Annotated in this window: 20 protein-coding genes; 7 read left to right on the top strand and 13 right to left on the bottom strand. The window is 42.3% G+C overall.

Annotation, left to right across the window (positions count from 1 at the left end):
- Nucleotides 1–16: 16 nt before the first annotated feature.
- From ACRD7A_RS18550 to ACRD7A_RS18525, 6 genes are all read right to left on the bottom strand, one after another.
- Nucleotides 17–505 carry a hypothetical protein gene (locus ACRD7A_RS18550; RefSeq protein ID WP_430812889.1) on the bottom strand — a complete coding sequence of 163 codons (489 nt, stop codon included), beginning with the start codon at nt 503–505 and terminating at the stop codon, nt 17–19.
- 13 nt (nt 506–518) lie between these two features.
- On the bottom strand, nt 519–3,965 hold the full coding sequence (locus tag ACRD7A_RS18545) for a SusC/RagA family TonB-linked outer membrane protein (RefSeq protein ID WP_430812888.1): 3,447 nt from the start codon (nt 3,963–3,965) through the stop codon (nt 519–521).
- A gap of 157 nt (nt 3,966–4,122) precedes the next feature.
- Nucleotides 4,123–5,100, bottom strand: coding sequence for a FecR family protein (locus tag ACRD7A_RS18540; RefSeq protein ID WP_430812887.1), 978 nt, complete (start codon nt 5,098–5,100; stop codon nt 4,123–4,125).
- A 236-nt stretch (nt 5,101–5,336) separates the two neighbouring features.
- Complete coding sequence (locus ACRD7A_RS18535; RefSeq protein WP_430812886.1) at nt 5,337–5,912, bottom strand: RNA polymerase sigma-70 factor; 576 nt, start codon at nt 5,910–5,912, stop codon at nt 5,337–5,339.
- A gap of 231 nt (nt 5,913–6,143) precedes the next feature.
- The gene (locus tag ACRD7A_RS18530) at nt 6,144–7,004 is read right to left on the bottom strand and encodes a hypothetical protein (protein WP_430812885.1); all 861 of its coding nucleotides are present in this window, start codon (nt 7,002–7,004) and stop codon (nt 6,144–6,146) included.
- A gap of 80 nt (nt 7,005–7,084) precedes the next feature.
- Nucleotides 7,085–8,476 carry a Gfo/Idh/MocA family protein gene (locus tag ACRD7A_RS18525; RefSeq protein WP_430812884.1) on the bottom strand — a complete coding sequence of 464 codons (1,392 nt, stop codon included), beginning with the start codon at nt 8,474–8,476 and terminating at the stop codon, nt 7,085–7,087.
- A gap of 381 nt (nt 8,477–8,857) precedes the next feature.
- On the opposite strand from ACRD7A_RS18525, the gene ACRD7A_RS18520 reads away from it, so the two are divergent.
- Nucleotides 8,858–9,073, top strand: coding sequence for a hypothetical protein (locus ACRD7A_RS18520; RefSeq protein WP_430812883.1), 216 nt, complete (start codon nt 8,858–8,860; stop codon nt 9,071–9,073).
- A gap of 155 nt (nt 9,074–9,228) precedes the next feature.
- Here the strand turns inward: ACRD7A_RS18520 and ACRD7A_RS18515 are convergent, their stop codons facing one another.
- From ACRD7A_RS18515 to ACRD7A_RS18485, 7 genes are all read right to left on the bottom strand, one after another.
- A complete protein-coding gene (locus tag ACRD7A_RS18515; protein ID WP_430812882.1) occupies nt 9,229–9,927 on the bottom strand; it encodes a hypothetical protein in 699 nt (232 codons plus the stop codon).
- Between the two features lie 46 nt (nt 9,928–9,973).
- Nucleotides 9,974–10,471 (bottom strand): hypothetical protein, encoded by a 498-nt coding sequence (locus ACRD7A_RS18510; RefSeq protein WP_430812881.1) that lies wholly within the window; start codon nt 10,469–10,471, stop codon nt 9,974–9,976.
- Between the two features lie 100 nt (nt 10,472–10,571).
- Nucleotides 10,572–11,942, bottom strand: coding sequence for a RagB/SusD family nutrient uptake outer membrane protein (locus ACRD7A_RS18505; protein ID WP_430812880.1), 1,371 nt, complete (start codon nt 11,940–11,942; stop codon nt 10,572–10,574).
- A gap of 203 nt (nt 11,943–12,145) precedes the next feature.
- Nucleotides 12,146–15,163 carry a SusC/RagA family TonB-linked outer membrane protein gene (locus tag ACRD7A_RS18500; RefSeq protein WP_430812878.1) on the bottom strand — a complete coding sequence of 1,006 codons (3,018 nt, stop codon included), beginning with the start codon at nt 15,161–15,163 and terminating at the stop codon, nt 12,146–12,148.
- Nucleotides 15,164–15,266: 103 nt separating this feature from the next.
- Nucleotides 15,267–18,095 (bottom strand): M16 family metallopeptidase, encoded by a 2,829-nt coding sequence (locus tag ACRD7A_RS18495; RefSeq protein WP_430812877.1) that lies wholly within the window; start codon nt 18,093–18,095, stop codon nt 15,267–15,269.
- 303 nt (nt 18,096–18,398) lie between these two features.
- Nucleotides 18,399–19,922, bottom strand: coding sequence for a sensor histidine kinase (locus ACRD7A_RS18490; protein WP_430812876.1), 1,524 nt, complete (start codon nt 19,920–19,922; stop codon nt 18,399–18,401).
- Nucleotides 19,922–20,683, bottom strand: a complete 762-nt coding sequence (locus ACRD7A_RS18485) for a LytR/AlgR family response regulator transcription factor (RefSeq protein ID WP_430812875.1) — start codon at nt 20,681–20,683, stop codon at nt 19,922–19,924. The genes ACRD7A_RS18490 and ACRD7A_RS18485 overlap by 1 nt, the downstream gene beginning before the upstream one ends.
- A 320-nt stretch (nt 20,684–21,003) precedes the next feature.
- Here ACRD7A_RS18485 and ACRD7A_RS18480 point away from each other — a divergent pair, with 320 nt between their 5' ends.
- The 6 genes from ACRD7A_RS18480 (at nt 21,004) to ACRD7A_RS18455 (ending at nt 24,708) form a co-directional block, all read left to right on the top strand.
- Nucleotides 21,004–21,522, top strand: coding sequence for a DUF4372 domain-containing protein (locus tag ACRD7A_RS18480; protein WP_430812874.1), 519 nt, complete (start codon nt 21,004–21,006; stop codon nt 21,520–21,522).
- A gap of 15 nt (nt 21,523–21,537) precedes the next feature.
- Complete coding sequence (locus tag ACRD7A_RS18475) at nt 21,538–22,254, top strand: IS4 family transposase (RefSeq protein ID WP_430812873.1); 717 nt, start codon at nt 21,538–21,540, stop codon at nt 22,252–22,254.
- Nucleotides 22,255–22,448: 194 nt separating this feature from the next.
- A complete protein-coding gene (locus tag ACRD7A_RS18470) occupies nt 22,449–23,360 on the top strand; it encodes a CsgG/HfaB family protein (RefSeq protein ID WP_430812872.1) in 912 nt (303 codons plus the stop codon).
- Between the two features lie 3 nt (nt 23,361–23,363).
- The gene (locus tag ACRD7A_RS18465) at nt 23,364–23,702 is read left to right on the top strand and encodes a hypothetical protein (RefSeq protein WP_430812871.1); all 339 of its coding nucleotides are present in this window, start codon (nt 23,364–23,366) and stop codon (nt 23,700–23,702) included.
- Nucleotides 23,702–24,040, top strand: a complete 339-nt coding sequence (locus ACRD7A_RS18460; RefSeq protein WP_430812870.1) for a DUF4810 domain-containing protein — start codon at nt 23,702–23,704, stop codon at nt 24,038–24,040. The genes ACRD7A_RS18465 and ACRD7A_RS18460 overlap by 1 nt, the downstream gene beginning before the upstream one ends.
- Before the next feature lie 2 nt (nt 24,041–24,042).
- The gene (locus ACRD7A_RS18455; protein ID WP_430812869.1) at nt 24,043–24,708 is read left to right on the top strand and encodes a GNA1162 family protein; all 666 of its coding nucleotides are present in this window, start codon (nt 24,043–24,045) and stop codon (nt 24,706–24,708) included.
- The last annotated feature ends 141 nt before the right edge of the window (nt 24,709–24,849 follow it).

The raw sequence follows: 24,849 nt of genomic DNA, 5'->3' as shown, positions 1-24,849 counted from the left end.
ATGAAAAACAAAAAGGCTAATCAACAAAGATTAACCTCATATATTGTTCTTCATAAGTATCACTTCTGAAAGTGCCGAAGTAGTCAAGGGATTTAAAAAACAATACCTGACCTAGGACTTTGTTTTTTTCCGCCTCTGATGCAGAAGATAACTCATAATATTTCAAAAAGTTATTGGCCTTACGAATATTTTCCCAATTCCACACCCATCCTGCAGTAGTAGGCGCTAAGTTATGTCCAAAGCTTCTAAGGTTATAATCCCACGAAAGTAAATTATCAGATGTGAAATCGGCTGACAACATCCCAAAGCCATATGACTGATAGCTTCCGTGTCCGCTTATCATGGGATAAAAACCATTGGCATAAAGTTCTAAGGCCGCACCATTGGCATTTTTAAAGAAAGTTTCGGTTGAAACTGTTTCTGAGGGCTCTGTATCAAGCTGGTTACAGGCAGTAAGTGACATAGCAGCCAGCCCCACAAAGAATATATTTCTTAATAATTTCATAATCATTATAATTTTAGAATGACACACTTAATCCACCTGAAATAGTACGGCTGTATGGATATTTGAATCCATCACCAACATCACCTCCTGTATAACTTACGTTGGCTATTTCCGGGTCTATATCAGGAAGCAATCCTGTTGCATCCCATAGATTTTGTCCACTAACAAATACACGGGCGTTACCAATTCCAATTTTATCGGTCAAACGTTTAGGAATCGTGTAAGAGAGCGATAGTTCTTTCAAGCGTATATAAGCACCATTTTGCAGATATTTAGTTTGCACCTGCTTGTTCTGACCTTTGTTAGAAGCAATAAAATAACCGTCGGGGTTATCCAAGGACCATGTATTGTCATAATGATACTTGGTGATGGCACTCCACCATTGACCGGAATATCCCCAGAACATGAAAGAGTTGAGCCATACATCACGCTTGGCAATCCCTTCGAAGAAAATACGCAAGTCGAAACCTCTCCATTTTACACTGGAACGGAAATTAAAACGATAACGTGGGGTTGAGTTACCAATAATTTCTTTATCGCCAGAGTTAGATAAGGTATTGTCTCCATAATTTACTACGCCATCATTGTTCAAATCAGCATATACAATGTCTCCTATGCGCCAGTTTTTTGAAATTGCACTTTGACGGGTTCCTTGTTCCTGGGCTTCAGCCTCAGTCATAATATGGCCTTGTGTTCTATAACCCCAGATTTCGCCCAATCTGCGACCTTCATACCAATCGCCTAAGGCTCCTGTGGGATTGTCATATTTAGTAATTTCACTGTAAGAATCTGAAAGACCAATACCGACAGAGTAGGTCAAGGGTTTGCCAAGCACATCGCTAACTTCATCGCGCCAATCCAATGACAATTCCCAACCATTGGTACGCATGTCAGCAATATTTTCTTTACCGCCACTTGCACCCAGCACGGCTGGATAGGCTTTATTCTGCACCATTCCGGTTGTTTCTCTGATGTAATAATCAAAAGAACCAAAAAGTTTGTTTTCGAATAGATTCCAGTCAAGACCCACATTGTAATTCATTACTCGCTCCCAACTCGTATTCAGGTTTGGAAGAGAAGGCTGTGAAATTCCTACCAGTTGCTGTGAGTTGATGATATAATCCACCATATATCCGTTAACGCTTGCCACATAATCAAAGTTACCATTAGTCACCTGATTACCCAGCTCACCTAAAGAGAAACGGAACTTCAGGTTATCCACAGTAGAGCGCAGAGGTGCAAAAAATCCTTCTTCAGAAATTCTCCAACCCAAAGATGCTGATGGGAAGAAGCCCCAACGATTACCTTCTCTGTATTTTGAAGAACCATCGTAACGGCCGTTCACCTCCACCAGGTACTTAGATGCGAAATCATAGTTAAGTCGCGCAAACACCCCTTGCACAGCCCATTCCGATCCTGGCTCACGAGCTGATTTTAAATCATTGGCCATGTGTAAAAGCGGCACATCATTTAGATATAGGTTTTCGGTATTTACCGTCATACCTGTGTGCTGTTTACTCTCCTGGTTATATCCAGCCATCACAGAAAAGCCGTGAGCACCTAGTTCTTTGTTATACTGCGTCCAAACATTTAATGCAGAATACATATCTGCATTACGAGCCATGTAATACTTGTTAGGAGTATTAAATACTAAATCAGATTCACCATTCGGCATTTTCTGATAACCAACTTTTCGATGATTCTGAATTGTTCTGAACCATTTATTTACAGTGTAATCACCTTGTACAGTCCATCCCTCTGTTGGGGTCATTTTAAATTTACCCGTGAACCATAAATCATCCACCTCTTTAATATTTCTTCCGGCAGTAGCCATACGTGCAGCCACGTTTTTATTGAAACGGCGACCTTCCATCCCTGCATAATTACCGTCGGGCAGATACATTACAACAGTAGGGAAAGTACGGTAGGTCTCATACTGTGGGTTGGCCATTCCCGCATTTTCCAGGTTCGGATCGTCATTTTTGGTGCGAATATACTTTGTTGAGAAACCTAGCTCTAACCAATCGCTTACATCTTGAGTGTAATTGAAGGTAAGGTTATAGCGGTCGTACTTCTCATCACCATGTCTGTAAAGACCATTTTGTCCGTGATATCCGAGCGAACCGTAGAAGTTTGATTTCTCACCACCACCCTGAATGCTTGCATTATGCTGCTGCATAAAGGCGTTGTCTTTATAAAGCTCCTCAAACCAGTTGGTGTTACCCACATAACCCCATCCTGGATTTTCCGCAGTATGCGCAGGGTGCATAATACCTGAATCATCTACAAAAACACCGGGATTATTAACAGGATCATCCAAATGAGCCTTAATAAGTTCCATTTGATTGGGGGTAAAAAACTCTCCCTGACCATCGTTGATGGACATGTTATTCATGGCTTGTGCCCATTGATAAGAGGTAGGCATTTCCGGTAAACGGGTAGGCTTTGACCAAGAGAAGTTATTATTGTAATTCACCTTAGTCTTACTATCTCTGTTCCCTTGTTTTGTGGTGATCAGAACTACCCCAAAAGCTGCTCGTGCTCCATAAATTGAGGCTGCCGCCGCATCCTTCAATACTGAAACGCTTTCTACATCCTGTGGGTTAATTAAATTAAGGTCTGTTTGTACACCATCCACTAACACAAGTGCACTTCCCCCATTTAACGAAGTACCACCACGGATGTTAAACGATGAACCAGTTCCGGGAGCTCCATTGGCCGAAGTAACATTCAGGTTAGGTATCACACCTTGTAATCCTTGGCCAACGTTAGTAATCGGACGGCTTTCCAACACCTCACCCGAAGCTGTTCCCACTGCACCAGTAAGGTTTACCTTCTTCTGTGTACCATAACCTACAACCACTACTTCATCAAGACCTAGAATCTCTTCCTCCAAAACTATACGGAAGGTAGATTGACCAGCGGTAGATACTTTAGCACTGTTCATTCCGATAAAGCTAACGTTTAATACCGCCTCCTCAGGCACGCCACTGAGGGTAAACCTACCATTCATATCGCTTATGGTACCCGTAGTAGTACCTGCGATAACAACGGAAGCCCCGGGTATAGGATCGCCGGCAGCATCCACCACACTACCACTAACCGTTTTACCTTGTGGCTGCTGTACAACCTTGGTGGCTGGCGCTTCGCGCTTTACTTCTTTACGCATCACCACCACATTCTCACCCACAATTTCGTAGCTATACTCATTGTCGGAAAATAATTGGAGTAATACTTCTTCTATCGAAGCATTCTCCAGCTTCAGCGAATAACGCTTTTGCATGTTCATTTGGTCATCTTTAAAAAAGAATCCAAAGTCACTTTTCGCTTCAATTTCACGAAATACTTCCAGGATATTCGCATTTTTTAGATTCAGGTCTTGCAAGCGCTTTTGTGCTTCTGTTGTTTCAGCCGTAAGGTTAAGGCCGAACAAGACCAGCATAAGGACCGATAGTCTCATAATTCTGGAAATTTTTTTAAGTGCATGCCGCTCAGGACATGGACTCGTACGGATACTTTTCATACATTTGTTTATTGTAGTTACACATAGTTGAGCTGTTGGCGCAGCTCAGCATTTATTTATTTTTGAGGTACTTCGTTGGCGCGAAGTACCTTTTTTAATTATTCCTTATATTAATGACACAACTTCCATCATTATTACTTTTTGTATCGTAATTCAACTTGGTAGATAACTTAAGAACCTGAAGTAAATTCTCAATGCTGGTACGTCGTTTAATCACTCCCGAGAATCGTTCTTCTTTCATCTTCTCATCGTGAAACACAAAGCTTACATCGTACCACGACTCCAGTTCACTTGTAATTTGACCCAGCGTTTTATTAACAAATACAAACTTACCTTCTTTCCATGCCGTCAGAAAGTTAGCATCTGCTTGTGCAAGCTCTATCTTTTTAGTAGCCAGGTCAACCGTAAACATAGTACCCGGATTGAGGTCATCCAGGAGAACCTTTTGATCCTTGCGAAATTCTATAGCTCCTTCAAATAAGGCGGTGGATAAATGATTATCCTCCGGATTGTACTTCACATTAAACTTTGTACCAAGATCTAATAATTGATACTGCCCTGTTTTAACCCAAAACTCACGCGATTCGTTGTGGGGCACATCAAAATAGGCTTCGCCCTGCAGGTCAACCTCCACTTTTTTACTCCCAAAAGTGGTAATAGTGGCTGTTGTCGATGAGTTAAGCCATATCGTACTGCCATCGGGCAGGCTTACCTGCGAAATATTTCCTTTTGGCGCAGAAAACACTAATGTTTCAGAAGGTGAGTGCCATAAATCAGGGATGAGCAGAGAAGAAACGAGCAATGCTAGCAATAAAATGGCAGCTGCAGCTGCCGCACTTTGCCACAACCAAAGCTTACTGGTAGGATGAACAGATTTCCATAGTGATTCAAAACTTTTTAACTTTTGGCCTTGCGAGATTTGTTGTTTAGCAAGGCTATTGGCGATCCATATCTTTTCAAAAGCCATAAAGGCTTTTTTCTTATTGGCATCGTGCTCAAGCTCGACAAAAAATGCTGTGCGCTCCTTAACCGTTATTTTATGCTGAAGTATTAATAAAAATTGCTCTTCCAAGGTTATTTCTTTAGCGTTAGTATGTTTAGTCTAGAATGCATTTAGCATTACCTTTTTTTTATTTGTTGTATTTAACAAATCTATCCGTTTCTTAACACTAAACACATTCAAATGGCGATACCCTATCCGAAAAACATGTTTTTTTTGAAAAAGATTACATTTTTTTACAAAGTGGAAAATAGTTTAGTAACGCTCAGGGACTTGCGAACTATCGCAACACAATGTTACCTTATCTTTTAAAGACCCATGAATCCGAATAACATTTGCACCAATGGCAAATACTCTTTAAGCTCTTGTCGTAGGATTTTTAATGCCTTGGACATACGCGCTTCCACTGTTTTGGGACTCAGGTTTAATTTTTCAGCAATCTGTGCATAGGTTAAATCTTCATAGCGGCTAAGAAGAAAGGTGTGCCGAATATGCTCAGGAAGTTTTGCGATGGCCTGTTCAACACTTTTCATTAGATATTGAGCATCATCAAAGGAGTCGGCAAAATCTAGCAGTGATTCCTGCTTATAGCGTAGTTCGGGCACTAGGTAGTCGCGGTGGTTACGCACTATAATCTCTTGTTGACGCAGGTAGTTGAGACAATTATTTTTTGTGATTGTATATAAGAAATTGCGCAAGTTAGTGCCTGGATTCAGTTGATGACGGCGTTCCCATAATTTAACAAAGGTATCTTGCACTATGCCATGTGCCACTTCTCGGTCATCCGTATAACCCAGGCTCAGGTGAAAGAGCATATCGAAATACTCCAAGTAAATGGCTTCGAAGGATTTTTTATCTCCTTTTTTAAGGGCCAATAGAGGCATAATACAAATTGTTTAGCTGCTGATGTTAAGGAGCGCAAATATAAACATATTTTGCTAGCAGGAATATTTGTGACGAAGAGTCAAATAAGAGCAATCATCAGGAAGCTAAAAAGCGAGCAGCCCGACTAAAAGTTGGGTTGCAAAAAAAAGGCTCCGTTACATACGGAGCCTCTATGGGTTAGTTGGACACAGTTGCCCGTGCCGGATATCTATGTTTAGTAATTTAATCCTTTAGTCGGCAAAGGCATGGCGGTAACCCTGTACTTTGTTCCAAGCACCACGGGTAAAATCAGGTACTTCAACCGGTGCACTGTTGTTTTCCAGGGAGATGGCGGTTAGCTCAGCCAGGCAGCTCCACTCAGCTAAATCGTACACATCCATATCCAGTGGCAAGCCATTGCGCAGGCAATAAATCAGTCGATAATCCATGATAAAATCCATACCCCCGTGGCCACCTACTTTCTTCGCGGTCTCTTCCAGCTCGGCATGGATACGGTGCTTGTATTTTGTCATCAGGGCATCTTTTACCTCTTTAGGTACAAATCCATGGGCATTCAAATCTTCATGATTGGGTACATCATCGGCCGATACCTGCGTTGGGCGCAAGCAGTATCCCTCATAAGGGTATTTGTTTGCAAAACCATCCGTACCGGTGAGCTGATACATACGGCTGTAAGGGCGGGGCGTTACCACATTGTGCTGTATATGCATCGTCTTGCCTTTCTCGGTCTGAATCATTGTGAGTGTATGGTCGCCGTTTTTAAAATCAGGCGCTTTGCGTCCCTCGTGCTTCTCCACAGCAGCAGGTCCGTTTACCGGCTTGGTGTCCATGGCCACCAGGTAGTTCATTTTATCACCCCGGTGCATATCAAGGAGCTGACAGGCAGGCCCCATGCCGTGGGTAGCATACACATCACCACGATGATGCTCATTATAATCGAGGCGCCAGTTGTGCGTGTAAGCACCCCAGAAATCTTCCAGGTTGTGTATGTACGCGCCTTCCACGTGAAGCACTTCGCCAAACACATTGTTTTGCGCCATGTTTAGGGTAGTTAACTCAAAGAAATCATACACGCAATTTTCAAGCATCATACAGTGCAGGCGTGTTTTCTCAGACATATCAATCAATGCCCAAATCTCTTCCGGATATCTATGTTTAGTAATTTAATCCTTTAGTCGGCAAAGGCATGGCGGTAACCCTGTACTTTGTTCCAGGCACCACGGGTAAAATCAGGTACTTCAACAGGTGCACTGTTGTTTTCCAGGGAGATGGCGGTTAGCTCGGCCAGGCAGCTCCACTCAGCTAAATCGTACACATCCATATCCAGTGGCAAGCCATTGCGCAGGCAATAAATCAGTCGATAATCCATAATAAAATCCATACCCCCATGGCCACCTACTTTCTTCGCTGTCTCTTCCAGCTCGGCGTGGATACGATGCTTGTACTTTTTCATCAGGGCATCTTTTACTTCTTTGGGTACAAAACCATGGGCATTCAAATTCTCATGGTTGGGCACATCATCGGCCGATACCTGCGTTGGGCGCAAGCAGTATCCTTCATAAGGGTATTTGTTGGCAAAACCATCGGTTCCCGTTAGCTGATACATACGGCTGTAAGGACGTGGTGTAACCACATTGTGCTGTATATGCATCGTCTTGCCTTTCTCGGTCTGAATCATTGTGAGTGTATGGTCGCCGTTTTTAAAATCAGGCGCTTTGCGTCCCTCGTGCTTCTCCACAGCAGCGGGTCCGTTTACCGGCTTGGTGTCCATGGCTACCAGGTAGTTCATTTTATCACCCCGGTGCATATCAAGGAGCTGACAGGCAGGTCCCATACCGTGGGTAGCATACACATCACCACGATGGTGCTCATTATAATCGAGGCGCCAGTTGTGCGTGTAAGCACCCCAGAAATCTTCCAGGTTGTGAATATACGCGCCTTCCACGTGAAGCACTTCGCCAAACACATTGTTTTGCGCCATGTTTAGGGTAGTTAACTCAAAGAAATCATACACGCAATTTTCAAGCATCATACAGTGCAGGCGTGTTTTCTCAGACATATCAATCAATGCCCAAATCTCTTTCATGGTCATGGCACCAGGGACCTCGATGGCCACGTGCTTGCCGTGTTCCATGGCATACAGGGCCATCTTGGCATGCGTCTTCCAATCGGTGGCAATATATACCAGGTCGATATCCTCACGCTCGCACAGTTCCTTCCAAGCATCCTCACTGCCCGAGTAAGCCGCTGCTTTCTCGCGCCCTGCCTTAGTAAGTATATTCTGGCAACGCTCAACACGCTCGGCATACAAATCGCAAAGCGCCACTACATCTGTACCTTCAATATGGGTAAAACGGCTAACGGCACCAGGACCACGCATGCCCAAACCAATAAAACCCACACGCACAACATCCAGTTTGGGGCTAACCAAATTAATTACGTCAGTTTGGCCTTTGGCGCGTTTGGGAACCTTTACCTTAATGGGGTTCGCGGCTTCTAAAACCGACCCTGATAATCCTATGGCAAGCACTGCCACCAGAAATAAGCTATAAATCTTCTTCATTATAAATATATGTTTGAATACTTCAAATATACTAACGATTTCAAAGCATCTTTCCCTAGTAACTTTTTTAATTATTTTTAGAGAAAATAAACAAGATCTGAGAATGCTTAAAATAAGGTAAGATTATGCAATTCTTGTTAAATTAAATAACATAATACATTCAATTAAAAAACTACAATCATCACTGATACAAGCTTTAGTATCTTTTTTTGAGTGATTTAAAAAAGTATAACCACTACCTATAAATTAACAGTACACCTTTTCAATGATAAACTTCCTATCTTTGCCCCAGGTTAGTGAAGAAATGACCTTGTGTCACGATATATTGAGTATGGTGAAGGACTCACACCAATGTTTGAGTTCATTATCAATTTTTAAATCATGTCACTTAAACGAAATTTTGATGGGTTTTGCTGGGAATTATTTCAAGATGATTCTAACACTTTTAAGTGGAAAAAGGTATCTACCGAAAACGAAGAGGACCTGGTAGTTTCGGAGCAAGGCTTCCGCCGAAAAAAAGAATGCATTGCCGATGCAGAAAAAGCAGGCTGTCCACCCCGGGTAGCAATCTTCTGGAAGACCACACCTTTCTCGTAAAGAGCAGTGGTAGTACACTACACAAAATGAACTTTCATGTACCTTTAATGGAGTTATCGTAGATGCGCTTATGGTGATTTTCCCAACAGCATAAGCCAAAAAGGGGCTGTCCTTAGTGAACAGCCCCTTTTATTATTTCTTGTGCCCAGTAATTACTACTGCGCCGTGAAACGATATTTTGAAACGCCATAAGCCTTGTTTGTCGCTTCCACTACCAGGGTACCATCGGCATCGATATAAATCTTATCATCGTTACCAGCCACCAATTTACGCTGTGACAGCACCAGATCCTCGTACGACAAAGCAGAAAAATCATTTTGACTGATGGAGAAAATGCATAATCCGGTCTCCTCATTGGTCAGTTCCTCTCTTGTTAATTCATCAGCTGCCAAAGGAGCTGCAATGATACGACGAATCTCGGCCTGATACGCTGCTTCTGTGTCGAAGAGAAAATCAAGCTCTAGTCCTGAAATAGCAGTTTGGTAGGCCAGCAGTTTAGGCAACATATCGGCTTCGGCAACGTTCATGGCCACAGAGGGCTTTATAATGTCACCTTCTACAGTAAATGACAGTACCATGTTAAAGTTAGTGGCTTGCTCGCCTTTTACCACCATCGTTAAAGCTGTTGCATCATCGGTTTGTGAGGCAGCCACAAGATCATCAGATGGTTCAAAAGCAGTAAATGCCCATGCCTTAGTGGTAATAGCCTCAAAGTTATCGTTTATCTTGGCCAATAATTCTTGTTGGTCTTTTTGCTCTTGCTCTTCCTTGGTTAAGGTATCATCATCGGAGCAGGCAGTAAAACCTACGAACAAGCTCATCATGAGCGCAACTAAAATGTTACTTCTTTTCATTACGTTTTGATTAATGGGATAACTCCCTGTTTATTATTAATTTACTTTACTTCTTAAATGAATAGGTCTTAAAGCGCTTCTCACGCTCCTCGCCTTCCTTTTTGGCACCATACAAACCGGCAATAACCTCCTGATCGTCTACGGACGTAATGCAGACAGACAGCTGATACTTACTAATATCATTCAGGGGAAGATCTAATGCCTCAACACCATAGGATCCGCAATAATTACCGGCTTCAATCTCCACCTCCTGTTCAAAGGAGAAATGCTCTCCCACACTGCCAATCGTAGCTTCGGCTACCACCTCCAGGCTTACCATAATTGCGTGATCCAGCTTATGGCTCAAAATAAGGCTATCCACAAACAAACCCGGTATATCGGAATGATTGGCCGGCGATGCCGCCAAACGCACTACGGCCTGCTCCGAACTAAGCATAACCAGAGGCTGCCCGGTATAGGATTTATCAACTGATACATTCTCATAAGGATTTTCACAACTTACCAAAGCCATCAGTAAGCCGCTAATAACAAGTACTATCTTCATACCATTATATTTTTTCAATTGCTCTTTTGCATTCGCCCGAAATATTTTCGTGATAAAGCAGACTTCTCTCTTGGCTTTTCATGCAAGGCAATACAGTTTGTTAATTATAATTTGGGTTGGAGTTGGTTTCCTCACGCGGAACGGCCCAGTTGTACAACGGTGAATTAGGCACGAGTACCGCACCATTTGCTCTCTGAACTACGATATTCAACTCATGAGACAGGCGCTTGAGGTCATAGAAACGGAGACCTTCGGCAAACAGCTCTTTTCGGCGCTCTTCCAGCACTTCCGCTTTATCCGGAACGGCGCTCAAAAGTTCGGCACCCCGTTTTTCACGCAAAATATTCAGCACCCGCATCGCTTCCTGCGGATTACTATCTAAAACAGCTTCGGCATAGATGAGATATTGCTCGGCCACCCTAAAATGCTTGTAATGCAAGTTTCTATCAGCCTGCCCCTTGTTATCCGCGGCAGCTATAATGTATTTAGCGGGCATATTTTTAGCATCGATAAAAGCACTTTGCTTCCGCACATCATCGGCCGAAAAAGCAGCCAACAGATCATTGTGCAAAATGGCATTGTTGCTTTCGTAAATTTCATGGTAGTCAATCAGGTCGGCATCATCGGTATCACTTAAATCGTGGGTCATAAAAATAATCTCCTGATTCTCGGAGCCAAACTCATCTTGCCACAGCATAGGATACTGCTCCTTATCCAATAGAGGAACATCGATAAAATGAGCCGCTGCCTGGCCGGCAAGATCATAATTACCAGTAAAAAGTGCGACTCGCGCACGCAAAGCCCTTATCGCATCAATATTAAACTGATACGGCTTGTCATATAAAGAAGGCCTATGCCCCGTAGCAAGCATTAACCTTTCAGCCTTATCCAAATCATCGAAAATTTGCTGATACACCTTACCGATGGGAGCCGGTGCTAAATACTCAAGGGCTAAATTTAACTTCAGAGGTATACCCACCTCATTGCCATTGCTGCCATCATAACGTGGGGCGTAGAGCTGTGCCACGTTAAACAGGCTCCAGGATCGCAAGGCCAATGCCTGTGCATAAATATAATCTTTCATTTGCGCGTCGTACTCACTGCCTACCGGTACCAGGTCGTAGTTGTTGATCAACACATTTTCGTTGGCGATTAACTTGTACTGATAACCCCATACATAGGGCTGCGGCTGACTCTGATAATCCCAGTAATGAAGATAATAATTGGTAGGTGCATAACCGGGTATCACGCCCTGAAAATCATCGGAAGCAAAGTCGGTACATTGCATGTTATTAACCGATGAAGTAAGGTTGCGATACACGTAATTTAAAGCCATTTGATACGATTCTACATCGTTAAAAGCAATCTCTTCGGGCACCACATGATCGGGTTTTACGTCGAGTAATTCGCAGCTGCTTAATACAAAAAAGCCCAGCGCTGCAATCTTTATTGATGATATAATTGATTTCATATGTCTAAACTTTAATTTCAAATGTGACATATGGAACTCGCCACATTAGTCATTCCCCTGTGTGTGTGGAGAATTCTCATGGCTCGTTTCATCTGTTCAAATTTATTATTCAGGCTCAGATGGAACTCCCAAATAAATTTGATCATCCGCCTGTATGTTAAGTTAGATAATCAAATTGGCATGGTCGTTTCATAAGTCTCCAATTAAAAAGTAACATCTACCCCCAAGGTGAAAGAACGCGGTAAGGGTTGACCAACTCCGGTAACCTCAGGATCAATTCCCTCATAACCGGTAATAGTCAACAGGTTATTAGCCTGCGCCGTCACCTTAAACGATGCTATACCCTTCAGCTTAAGGTGTTCACCCAAGTTGTACCGCACAATAATATTTTTCAGGCGTATGTAGGAAGCGTTCTCTACAAACAACGAATTCACACTCGTATCTGAGAAGAACTTGGGATATGGCAAGGGTTTAACATCACCCGGTGATAACCATATGTCATCCAGAAAACCTTCGTAAGGCACCTCTCCGTTTTTAACATTGCGTATCATCTGCGCCTTTAACTGGTTGTAGGCTACACCGCCCCACGCGTAGGTGAAGAGCGTGGATAATTCAAAATGACCATAGTTAAAAATATTGGTGAAACCACCGGTGATAGGATGGTCATAGGTGCCAAAGCCAATCATTTGAGGAGCCACCCCTCCTCCTACCAGATTTTTATTTTCATCGTAGTACAGAGGCATTCCATTCACCGGGTTAACGCCGGCCCAATGCTTCACATAGGCCGAATTAATGGCCTCTCCCACCTTGTAATAGCCTTCGCTACCCACCTTTATCTCATCCTGCATATACAGGTCGGTGATCTGATTAATGTTATAAGCAAAATTCAGACTGGTAGTCCATCGAAAATCATCGGTACGAATGGTAACCGCGCTTACCTGCAACTCAAAACCTTTGTTTTGCAGCTTTCCGATATTCCGCAGCAAATCGCCATAGCCGTTACTGGCCGGTATATCCACGGTGGCCAGCAAGTCATCGGTATTTTTAATATAGCCTTCGAGGGTTCCGTAGATACGATGATTTAACATACCAAAATCAAGTGCTAGACTCCACTGACGAGCACGTTCAAAGCGTAAATCCGGATTCCAGAACTCCACCAGATTAATGACCCGATCGCCCAGATAAGTATCGCTATTGGTAAAATCGTAGAATGGCATTCCCAGGGTCTGACGAATACCCCCTGAGTTATAGTTAACACCGTAGGATGCACGTATTTTAAACTGGTCGAAAACAGCCATTGGCTGAAACCATTCTTCACGCTGCATGTTCCAGGCCGCGCCAAGACCCCAGGCCGGCACAAACTGACGGCTGGCAGGCAAAATAGACGAGCCATCGTAGCGAAAGGATCCGGTGAAGTTATAGCGCGATTTAAAGTTGTAGTTCGCGCGTGCATATAAGCCCATCAGTACATCCCTGAACTTACTGGTAGCAATGGTGGCATTGGGATTAGCCCCTATCTCGGGATCCACCTTATCGGAAATACCAATGCTGTTAAAACCAAAACCCCAGCTTTGGGTTTCTATGTACTCGGCACCACCACTTAAGGAGATAGCGTGATTATTAAAATGCTTACGATAGTCAAGCCCCAGGTTAACGCGTGAAGATAAGGACTTGGACTCGCTTTTGGCGAAGGATCCCTTCCCCTTTTGCAGGCCTGCATCTTCCACTACCTGATTGGGCAAGTTCACATTACTGTTTTCAGAATCGGTATAGGTCATCCCCAAAGCCGCATTGGCATTAAAGCCATCGCTAATAATCCAATTCAAGCGGGTATTAAGGTCCACCCTCCATGCTGTTTTTTCAGCATAGCGATTATATAAGTCATCGAAGGGATTCACGAAATAATGGCTGCCATTGGTAATGGGGTCGCGAGCAATGAAGGACTCACTGGCTGCCGTTTCGTAGGGCTGCAAGGTATAAATAAGACCGGCAGGAGAAGTGTTTGACTTTGATGTTTTACTGCGTCCCACTGAGGAATCAAATCCAATGGCTACGGCTTCGTTAAGGTTATGATCGAGGTTGAAGCGCGTAGTAAAACGATCGGCCCAGGAATTGTTATAACCACCTTCTTCGTTGTAATAATTGGTTGATACATAATAACGGGTATCGTCGGCTCCCCCGGAGATACTTAACTGTAAGTCTTTCACCTGAGCTATGCGCGACAACTCTTTTAGCCAATTGGTATTAACACCTTCCAGGTCTTTATAGCGTTTGTTTTTAATGAATATCTCTTCCTCCGAATCTCCGGGCTTTGGGGTGTAGATGTACCCCAGGCCGGTAACAATACCCAGCTCACGCTCCATAGCCAGCTTTTCGGCCGATTGCATCAGGCTAATGCCACCCAAACCCGAAATTGGCTTCATGGTGTGTTGATAACGCACGTTGTACTGTGTTTGTCCCACAATTCCCCGCTTGGTTTTGATCTCAATCACACCATTGGCGCCTCGCGTGCCATACTCTACGGTTGATAAACCATCTTTAAGAACGCGTACATCAACAATGTCATCGGGATTGATAGTATTAAAAACCTCGGATGAAATAGGCGTACCATTCAGAATGTACAAAGGCTCGTTAGCCCGGTTGGCCGACACCAATTCAACATCATCTTTACTGCGTATGCCCAGTGAGTTGTTCCCACGGATGCGAATGGTAGATGCTTCTCCGGGTTCTCCACTGGTCGTAATAGACAGGCCGGCAATTTGCCCTTGCAACAACTGATCGAACGATCCGGCAGGCGATCCGGCGGAAAATACCTTGGTATCAATCTTACCTACCGATCCGGTTAAGGTACGCACATCTTTCATATTCTCGCCAAATACTACTACCGCTTCCAGATCCTGCGATACAGGTTTCAGCTGTACATCGATAAGCGTACGGTTACCCACCACAAGCTCTTGCGACTCATAGCCAATATATGCAAATACCAAAGTGCTCTCCGGCAATAATCCACCAAAGGAATAATGTCCCTCGTAATTGGTGATTACCCCTGAACTTGTGTTCTTCAATAATACAGTTGCCCCAATCAGGGATTCCCCGGTTTTGGCATCGGTGATAATTCCTTCTACAGTTTGTTGTATCTGGGCTTGTGCCACGGGCTTAAAAAAGCACAGCACAACAACAACCAGCCATTTCAACACCGACCTGGTAGGTGAAATCTTCATCTGCTTCAATTTGTTTTCATTTTGTATATGCTCATCAGGGTTCCCCACTTGGTTCAACCCAAGCCCTGATGAGCAGTATTGATTTTCCCAATCCTCCTGACTGTTAAGGATGAGCTATCGGAGTTTCTTCTTCCGGACTCAATATAAACTGCAGGTAATTCTTCTTATTTAAATATCTCTGCGCCAACTTACTCAATTGCCTAACACTAACGCGTTGTATATGATTCTCATAGCTTTCAAAGTCCTTTTCATCTTCTCCACGGGTCCATTGATCTTCCATTACTTTGCGCCAATAGCCGTTGGTTTTTAGTGAGCCCTCACGGTTTTTAAGCCACGCCTTTTTCACCTTCTCCAGATTCTCCTCTTTTATCTCATGCTGCATCTCCTCAATCTGCTCAAAAGCCGCTGTGGTGAGTACGTCAACATTTTCGGGCGAGCAGGTAAAATATATATCCATGCGATAACTGTGGTAAGGACGCTGAAGTATGGTGGCGCGGGCGTAGGGAGAATAGACTCCACCTATTTCTTCGCGCAGTTTCTGATTAAGACGAATGGTAAGAATATCGCTTAACAATCCCATTTCGATACGTTTGCGCTGCGATGCCGGATATGCGCCGGTAAAGCGTATCAGCACCTTTGACTTATCCACCGTATTGCGTGGGAAAACATGCCTGTTGATTCCCTCGGGTGGTCGTATACCATGATCAATATAATCCGTTGCAACCGATGTTCCCTGCAAACTACCCAAATATTGGGTTAGCAGGGGCTTGATGGAATCAACTTCGAAGCTACCCACCACAAAAAAGCGTGTCCCAAAGGCAGAGCTAAAACGCGAGCGATAGAAATCGTAGGCTTTATCAAGGCTTATCTGGTCAAGCTGAGCGGGTGTTAATAAAGTAGCCGTGCGCGGACTGTTTTGCATCATCACTTTGTTAAGCTCATCGGCAAAATACGAGTCTGGACTATTAAGACTATTACGATTATACTCCTTCTTCTTATCTATAAATATTTTAAACTGCTCGGCATCTTTACGAGGTGCCATATAAGTCAGGTAATTGAGTTGCAGTAAGGTTTCAAAATCTGCTTTCGATGAGAAACCCGTTACCCCATCGGTATAACGATGAATGTAGGGTGCCACATAAACTTGCTTACCCGATGTTATCTGATCGAGCTGAAGGGACGAGAACTGTCCCAGTCCACCCAGATTAACCAGGGTAGCAGCCATTGAGGCATTATCGAAATTATCGATATCGGCTAATGAGTATCCGCCGTTTCTTAAGGATGAAAACCGTATTTCATCATTCTTAAAGGTGGTAGGCTTAAGCGCTACACTTACACCATTGGCAAACTCAAGCGTTGTAATACCCATGCTTTGTGAGTAATGCTCTTTGACAATGCGGCCGGGCTGTGGCTTCTGCTCCATCAAAGCTGCATCCACCTCCTCAACCTGATAAGGCGTAAGGCTTTCGCCATTCAGCTCTTCTAAAGCGTTCTGCACCTCATCTACCGTTGGTGTTGCCTCCTTTTCGGGTGCACTGATAATCACTACACGGTTGGCCGCTGATTCGTCAATATAAGTGTTTGCCAATCGGTGAATATCATCAAGGGTCATTTGCTTAAGCACCTGCTGAATGAATTCAAGCTTAAAATCCAGGCTGGCATACTCCTGATGGTAAACGACATGGGTTGATAAAGCATCCATCAACTGTGCTGTAGTAAGCTTATTTTCCTCGCTGGCCATGCGCTTTACATCATTGATCAATATCTGTTTCTTACGATCCAGCTCTTCCTGTGTAAAACCATATCGCTTGATGCGGTAGAGCTCGCGCATTAGTCCCTTAACTCCTTCTATTATTTCACCGGATTTAACACTGGCAAATGAAGTGTACTGATCGCGTGCTCCAACACCTTTTTTAGCATAAGAACTGGCGTACATAAAAGGGGCATCGGGCTTTTGGGTAATATCGCTAAGACGCTGATTGGTCATATAAGTATAAATGATATCCGTAATACTCTGCTTTAAATCAGCCAGCGTAACTTCTTTGTGCGGCTCAATTTTACGAATTACCCTAACCGAGGTGCTGGTTATTTCTTTGTCTTTTATAATTTTAACAAGGGTATTGTCGTGAGCCGGCACTTTATAATATTTGCGCTCCGGGGCCTTGTCTGCCACTTTCATGCTGCCAAAAGTATTCATTATGCGTTGCTCTATATCCTGCTCATCAAAATCGCCTACAATGAGTAATGATGTCAGATCAGGACGATACCAGGAGCGGTAAAAACTGCGTAATTCCTCGTCGTTACCCACCTTGGTAACCACATCCATAATGCCGATGGGTCGGCGATGAAGGTATCGCGATCCCTGATAAAGCAGCGGATACATCTGATCTTTCAGGCGCTGATTCAGCCCAATGGTAGTGCGCCACTCCTCAAATATGATATTGCGCTCAGCGTCAATATCGGCCGTGTGCAAGTTCAATCCGCTTAATAGGTCCTCAAAAAAGAAGAAGGCTTTATCAAGAGTCTCGGCCTTATTATTAGGCATGGGTAGCATATAAACCGTTTCATCATAGCCGGTATAGGCATTCAGATCCGCTCCGAACTCCACACCTATGGACTGTAGATAATCAATAAGACTATTCCCCGGAAAGTGCTTACTACCATTAAAAACCATGTGCTCTAAGAAATGAGCAAATCCTCGTTGCTCTTCCGTTTCAAGGATCGATCCTGCCTTAATTACCATTTGAAAATGCACCTGACCTTCGGGACGGGCATTTTCCTGCAAATAGTAAGTAAATCCATTGGGAAGGGTCTTTTTCACCACATCGGGATGTAAGGGTATTAACGCTTCGGCATTATACTGCGTAAAAGCACTTACCGGACTCAGAAAAATCCAGTAAAATATGACCATTCGGCACAAAATCCTCTTCATATACTACATTTTAAGGCAGTAAGATTACTTGCTTTTACAGTTTTACCCAAAGCATATGCGGTGAAGTGGAAATTACACGTAGTGAAAAAGAAACTTATTGCAGTGAATGCAACTAATGTTTTATCGCCTTACAGCAATAATATCATTCAAAAACAAACTGCGGCCTTGGTATAATTGTTAATTCATGACTCGTGCTACCTGATCATTCTCTCCATCCTACTTCGCATACTCATTTGTCAGGTTATCTTTACTCTTTGTATCTTATTAAGAACGCGCAAAGATATAGTTTTTCAAATACCTTGTCTACTTTATAATGGGTATTCGCGCTACATAGCAGCCATTTTCTTCTTTAAATAAGCATTCTCGCTGTGTTATCAGGGCATAGCGGGCACTCAAATTCTTAAGCCCTTTACCACTTGTTTCGACAAAGGCCACCTTGGGGCGCAGCTGATTTATAACTACAACATAACCCTCCTTAACAGAAAGATGTATGTGCAATGGCTGCTGAGGCGATGACACATTGTGCTTAATGGCGTTTTCCACAAGTAGCTGAAGCGACACAGGCAATACACGACACTGAGCATAGTCACTTAGGTTACCACAATCCATTTCAAGCGATGAACTCATTCGAAAATTAATGACATCTACATAAATACGTGTAAAGGTAAGCTCTTCGTGCAGGCTAACGGTACGCTCACCCTCTATGCGTAACTGGTAGCGGTATAGTTTGGACAGATCAGAAAGCATGCGCCGCGCTAAGCCATCGCCTTCGCTAAGCAAGGCCCTGACCGTACCCAATGAATTGAACATGAAATGAGAGTTTAAGCCGGAGCGCAGGAGTTCGAGCTTCATAGATACTGCATCGGTCTTTTGCTTCTCGTGCTTAAGCTGAAGATTAAGATTCTCCTGCTCGGTGGAAGCCCTTAGCAAAAACTCACGTTTCCAACGCATCATACCGAATATCATAATGGCTACCAGCAATACCAAAAACAAAACAAACAAAATGAAAAGACTCTGCTCTTGCTCAGCCACCATTTCCTTAATTTCAAAACCCGGTGATACACTTAACACCAGCACCTCTGTTCCGGCCAGGTTCATAGCCTTATAGGTTTTAAAAACAGGTAACTGAAGGTAATCTGACACTTCCAAATGAACGCTATCATACAAACGTTGGTTGAACTGTCCGCTTACTAATAAACGCTCAGGTATCTCGTACTTTTGTCCAATCAAATAACGCTCGGGGTGATATATACACTCCTGCCGGGCATTAAGAATCACCTGATAAATTGAGGTATAAATATCTTTTTCGATAAAATGCTGATGTACGCGCAGCAGATCGATACAGATGGCAGCACGAACATCCTCAGCCGTCGGATGGGAGATACTGAGGTAAAGATATCTGTTGAATAATACATTACCATTGAAGGCTTCGGGATGAGCGGATTGTAAGTACTGCTGCATCAGCTCCATAGCATCACGCGCACTATCATTACTCAAAGTCTGCGTCCATCCCTCTCCCCTAACAGCCAATGCTGCAATGGTGCTATCAGACTGTAATACCTCAGCCAGTTCATTCTTGTTAATGGCTGTCCGCTTCTCAAACCCAAGGGCAGAGCCAGCTAACTGCTCCAGTACATGCGTATAGCCGGAGAAATATTGCTCCAGAAAAGTCTGATATCCTCTAGTGCTGATCTGTATTAATGATTGGCTCACCCGATTGGATTGTTGCTGCATTTCAACTCTTATACCATAAGCCGCCAGCGAAAATATAACTACCAGCACCAGCAAAGCCACAACATTCCACCGGTTAAAAATAACATTTCTCATCACCTAATAATCCACTCTTTAAACTCTTTGCTACGCGAGTAGCTGACAACAATATCTTCATGGCGCTCAGCATCCATTTTTATCATCAGCCTGCTGCGGCTCATAGTTATTATCTCATGCACAAAATGCTTGTTGATAAAATACCGACGGTTGGCTCTGAAAAAAAGATCGGGATCCAGCTCATTCTCCAACTGTGACAGGGTAGCATCGTAATAGTATCTTTTTCCCTCCTGCGTAATGGCAAACAGATAACGGTCGTCAGCCATAAAATAAACAATCTCATCTACTGAAACAGGCTTTTGAACATTTCCCAGCCTTAGTATCAGCCTATTTAAATAGGAACTTGAGGCAGTTACAGCACCTGCCTGCTGAAACTGATCCATTAAGCGACTGAGCTGCGACTGATGCCATTGCTGCTGATGGTACTTATCAAGCACCCGCACCAAATCATCGGACTCAACGGGCTTAAGTAAATAACCAATGCTATTGGTTTCAAAAGCCTTAATAGCATACTGATTATAAGCGGTGATAAAAATAACCGGAGGTGTGTTATTCAACTCTTTAAAAATGGCCAGGGAAAGACCATCCGTAAGTTCTATATCGGAAAAAATTAAATCGCAGCGATTGGCTCTTAGCCAGGCAATACTATCGGCCACCGTACCTAACTGTTTAACAATACGAATAGATGAATCGATAGCCAACAACTCCTTTTTCAGCTCTTCTGCCAATAGTTTTTCGTCCTCAATAATGACTACTTCCATACTTAACCCTTGCGAATAAGCTGCAAATGTAAGGAATATATTTTTTTCGGGATTTATTTGGCTAGATAGCCGTGCGTTATACACTAACGCTAAATAGCTTATCGGTTTTATAATTTTAGGATTAAGATAATCTATACTTCTGAATCTTAAGCTGATTGCTCATGTGATTAATAATGGTCTGACCAAATTTACAAGATGCATGCCATAGTATCCCAAGTGCTATTTAGTATCACTAGTGACCGACTAAAATAATAAATGAGGGTACTACCCAACGGTTTCCCCTCAAAGTTGTAAATTGATTTTGCGAAACATTTTACAACATGAGTAAAAATAACGAATTAAAATTTGTCGGCCAGCCGATTTTCAAACAGATAATAGATTTGCTTAAAGTCGTTGACATATCATCATTGATTAGGGTTTACGATAGTGACCACTATTACAAGGCTTTTAAAACCAGAACGCATATTATAACCATGCTATTTGGCATATTTAGTCGCTGTGATTCAATGACTGAAACGTGTGAAGGACTGCGGGCTTTGGGTGGGAAATTAAATCATTTGGGACTTGATAAAGCTCCCGCAAAAAGCACTGCAGGTGATGGACTTCGTAATAGAGATAATCGTTTTTTCGAGTCCTTATATTTTGAACTGGTAAAGAAATATCAATCCTTTTTGTCTGACAGCCGAACTTATGGTTTGACATTCAAGGAAGTCCTATTAATCGATTCCACAACCATACGTTTATTTAGTGATGTTCTTAAGGGTGTTGGACGAAACCCCAAAGGAGACGGCAAGAAGAAAGGCGGACTTAAGGTACATATGCTCATTGATGCAGTATAATCAGTAGGTAGATTTGTGAAGGTTACAGCAGCTAAGGTGCATGATAAAAACTTTCTCAAGAGTTTGGAGCTGATATCGCATAGTATGATAGTTTTCGATAAAGCATACAACTATTATCATCAGTTTGCAATGTGGACTAACCAGCAAGTTTACTTTGTCACTCGCTTAAAGAAGAATGCTGTTTTTACGGTGATAGAAACACATAAAACAGCTTACCGAAAGAAAGGTGTTGCTAAAGTTCTAAAGGATCAAACCATAGAGTTGGAATATTATCCGGAGGATGAGAACGGAGGAAAACAGTACAAGGTTAAGAATTCATTAAGACTTAGAAAAGTATCTTATCAAGATGAGAAGAACCGTTACTTTGAGTTCTTAACCAACAATTTCGAAATATCGACAGAGGAAGTGGCATTTCTATACAAGAAACGTTGGGGCATTGAACTGCTTTTCAAAAAGATGAAGCAAAACTTTCAACTCCACTACTTCTATGGTGAAAATGAGAATGCTATACGAACGCAAGTTTGGTGTACTCTAATAGCACAACTTTTAATGACTGTAATTCAAAAGAAAGCACAAACAAAGAAGGCATTTTCCGTAGTCGCCTCACTGGTAAGAATACACCTGATAAGTATGCTGGAGTTAACAGATCTTTTACGCAGTACCAGCAGAAGTTTTAAAAAGCAGATTGGTGGTTCTCCAGGGCAGCTAAAGTTAAATTGGAATGGGGTCTGATTTGAAATTGAAAAATGAACGCCCAATTTATGGGCGTTACTGGAGATAATTTTATGAATCCCGACTTTAGTCGGTTAATAGTTATTTACGGACTGTTCGGCTTATAAAATTAAAGAGAGTTTGCAATTTCCATAAAGCAGAATATGTTATTAACCAAAAAATAGTTTTCTTTGTATTTAATAAATCATGACAAAATGAAACTATTGAAAACACTTCCACTCAGTCTGGTTATTTTCCTACTATTGGGGATAACGCATTCTAAAATTCAGGCTCAATCCACTGATGGCAAAAAAGTGCTTAAAAGAAAAGTTGCCATTGGACGTTTTACCAACGTCACAAAGCAATCACAAAGTATCTTTTATGATCAGGAGGCGGATCAATTAGGAAAACAAGCGGCCGACATTCTCGCCACCAAACTGGTTGCCTCTGAAAAATTCATTCTCATTGAGCGACAGGATTATGATAAAATCGTGTCAGAATTGGAAAAGTCAAATACAATGACTCAAAATATTGGTGCGGATTTCTTGATTATTGGATCGGTGACTGAGCTCGGCCGCAAGACTATAGGTAATCAAAAAGTATTTTCCAGTAGTGTAAAACAGGCAGTTGAAGCAGGTGTTAGCATGCGCCTCGTTGATGTTACTACAGGATTAATTATTTATAGTGGTGAAGGAAAAGGAAGTGCTGAAGTTCAAGATAAACGAGTAATGGGATTTGGAGAGACAGCTGACTTTGATGCTACCTTAACTGATAAAGCAATCGGAGCAGCAATTAATCAGCTTGTGGAAAATATTATAAACAGCTGCATGGATAAGCCATGGCAAGCTTACATTTTGGCAGAAGATGAAGGTAGTTTAATTATTTCCGGAGGTGAAACACAAGGAATTGCAGCAGGAGATGTCTATGGCGTATTAAGCCCTGGTAAAAAAGTCAAGAATCCCCAAACAGGTATAACCATAGAATTGCCTGGAAAAGTTGTTGGTAAAATCACTATTGATATGACAATAGGTGATACGCCTCAAAACGAAGTGTCTATGGCAACATTAACTGAGGGAGAAGTCGACATGGAAAACCTTAGCAAATACCGAATCGTTGAAAACAAATAAATTATGAAAAAAGTATTAATATTACTGTCTTTCATTTTATTATTATTGGGATGTAAGACAACCTATGAAACTTCTGTAAGCGGTCTCGAAAACATAGCTAATATCAAGGTTGTTAAAGCAAACAAAACACTAAACCCATATAGTGGAACAATCATGCTATTTATTGACAATGAAGCATACGAAATCGAAAAATTATTCAGCGAAAAGAAAAGTTTAAAAGCTTCTACATATTCAACTTCACCAGGAGAGCATGTAATTGTCGTTACTGAAAACGATAAAACCATTTATGAGAAAAAAGTTTTTATTGACAACCGGGAAACCCGGATTATAATTCTAAAATAATGAACAAAGTACTATTAGCATTATCATTGATTGCCGTTGTAGCTTCATGTGCTCCCTCTCGACTGTATTATTGGGGACAATATGACCAAGCCACATATCAACATAATAAAAAGCAAACTGAAGAAACAAAAGCAGATCTCCTTCTTGTATTTGAAGATATTATTGAAAACAAACATAAAGGGACTCGCGGAGAAGTACCACCGGGAGTTTATGCTGATTACGGATACATGTTAATTATGGATGGGCAGATTGGAAAAGGTAAAGAGATGCTGGATAAAGAGCTGGCACTTTATCCAGAATCCAAGAAAATTGTTGAATATATTCTAAATAAAATTTAGTGATGAATAAAATACACATATTACTCCTTCTTATCCCTCTGATAATGGCGGCCTGTTCGCCGAAGGCTACACGTGTTGCCACTTATGCTCAGCTATATGAAGAGAAGCCTGTATCCATAATGATCATGCCACCTATCAATAAATCCACAGAGGTAGATGCAAAGATGTGTTTCTATAACACACTTGCAATGCCTTTGGCTGATTATGGTTATTACGCATTACCCCCTTCCATTTCAATGCAAGTAATGAAAGATCAAAGTGCTTATAATTCCGAAATGCTACTTGATAAATCCATGAAGGTAGTAAACACAGCTTTAGGTGCTGACGCCGTCCTATTTACTATAATTCACGAATGGAGGAAAGTAACTATTGGAAGTATGGTGGAGGTTAAAATTGAATACCTGATAAAATCCACTAAAACCAATGAAGTACTATATAACAGAACTGGTATCGTGAAAGTCCAATCCTCATCAAACACAGGAAATATTTTTGCCGATCTGGCCGTAATGATGATAAAAACTGCATTTACAAAAGAAGTTACAGTGGCAAGGGCATGTAATGATTACACTTTTACCGACATACCAAGAGGTAAATACTCAATATTGCATGGCAAGGATCAACAGAGTCCAGCTGGAGAGAAGGAATTCTCTGTCACACTATCTCAATAAAAGGCACCACCTTAGAACCTGTATAAGTAAAAAATATCGGAGTTCAAAGCTTCGATATTTTTTACATTTATTCGGTAAGTATAAATCAATATCAATTGATCCAATAGCTATTTCGCATTAGGATGTAAGTTTTCCATTAAC

The organism is Carboxylicivirga longa (genome assembly GCF_050589825.1).
Taxonomy (GTDB): Bacteria; Bacteroidota; Bacteroidia; order Bacteroidales; family Marinilabiliaceae; genus Carboxylicivirga; species Carboxylicivirga longa.
The sequence above is the reverse complement of the archived record's forward strand: the minus strand, read 5'-3'. Positions and strand labels throughout refer to the sequence as shown.

Coding starts and splice junctions, on each gene's coding strand:
- ACRD7A_RS18550 (WP_430812889.1), bottom strand. CDS start 505: ATGAAATTATTAAGAAATATATTCTTTGTGGGGCTGGCTGCTATGTCA.
- ACRD7A_RS18545 (WP_430812888.1), bottom strand. CDS start 3,965: ATGAGACTATCGGTCCTTATGCTGGTCTTGTTCGGCCTTAACCTTACG.
- ACRD7A_RS18535 (WP_430812886.1), bottom strand. CDS start 5,912: ATGCCTCTATTGGCCCTTAAAAAAGGAGATAAAAAATCCTTCGAAGCC.
- ACRD7A_RS18530 (WP_430812885.1), bottom strand. CDS start 7,004: ATGATGCTTGAAAATTGCGTGTATGATTTCTTTGAGTTAACTACCCTA.
- ACRD7A_RS18525 (WP_430812884.1), bottom strand. CDS start 8,476: ATGAAGAAGATTTATAGCTTATTTCTGGTGGCAGTGCTTGCCATAGGA.
- ACRD7A_RS18520 (WP_430812883.1), top strand. CDS start 8,858: ATGTCACTTAAACGAAATTTTGATGGGTTTTGCTGGGAATTATTTCAA.
- ACRD7A_RS18515 (WP_430812882.1), bottom strand. CDS start 9,927: ATGAAAAGAAGTAACATTTTAGTTGCGCTCATGATGAGCTTGTTCGTA.
- ACRD7A_RS18510 (WP_430812881.1), bottom strand. CDS start 10,471: ATGAAGATAGTACTTGTTATTAGCGGCTTACTGATGGCTTTGGTAAGT.
- ACRD7A_RS18505 (WP_430812880.1), bottom strand. CDS start 11,942: ATGAAATCAATTATATCATCAATAAAGATTGCAGCGCTGGGCTTTTTT.
- ACRD7A_RS18500 (WP_430812878.1), bottom strand. CDS start 15,163: ATGAAGATTTCACCTACCAGGTCGGTGTTGAAATGGCTGGTTGTTGTT.
- ACRD7A_RS18495 (WP_430812877.1), bottom strand. CDS start 18,095: ATGAAGAGGATTTTGTGCCGAATGGTCATATTTTACTGGATTTTTCTG.
- ACRD7A_RS18490 (WP_430812876.1), bottom strand. CDS start 19,922: ATGAGAAATGTTATTTTTAACCGGTGGAATGTTGTGGCTTTGCTGGTG.
- ACRD7A_RS18485 (WP_430812875.1), bottom strand. CDS start 20,683: ATGGAAGTAGTCATTATTGAGGACGAAAAACTATTGGCAGAAGAGCTG.
- ACRD7A_RS18480 (WP_430812874.1), top strand. CDS start 21,004: ATGAGTAAAAATAACGAATTAAAATTTGTCGGCCAGCCGATTTTCAAA.
- ACRD7A_RS18470 (WP_430812872.1), top strand. CDS start 22,449: ATGAAACTATTGAAAACACTTCCACTCAGTCTGGTTATTTTCCTACTA.
- ACRD7A_RS18465 (WP_430812871.1), top strand. CDS start 23,364: ATGAAAAAAGTATTAATATTACTGTCTTTCATTTTATTATTATTGGGA.
- ACRD7A_RS18460 (WP_430812870.1), top strand. CDS start 23,702: ATGAACAAAGTACTATTAGCATTATCATTGATTGCCGTTGTAGCTTCA.
- ACRD7A_RS18455 (WP_430812869.1), top strand. CDS start 24,043: ATGAATAAAATACACATATTACTCCTTCTTATCCCTCTGATAATGGCG.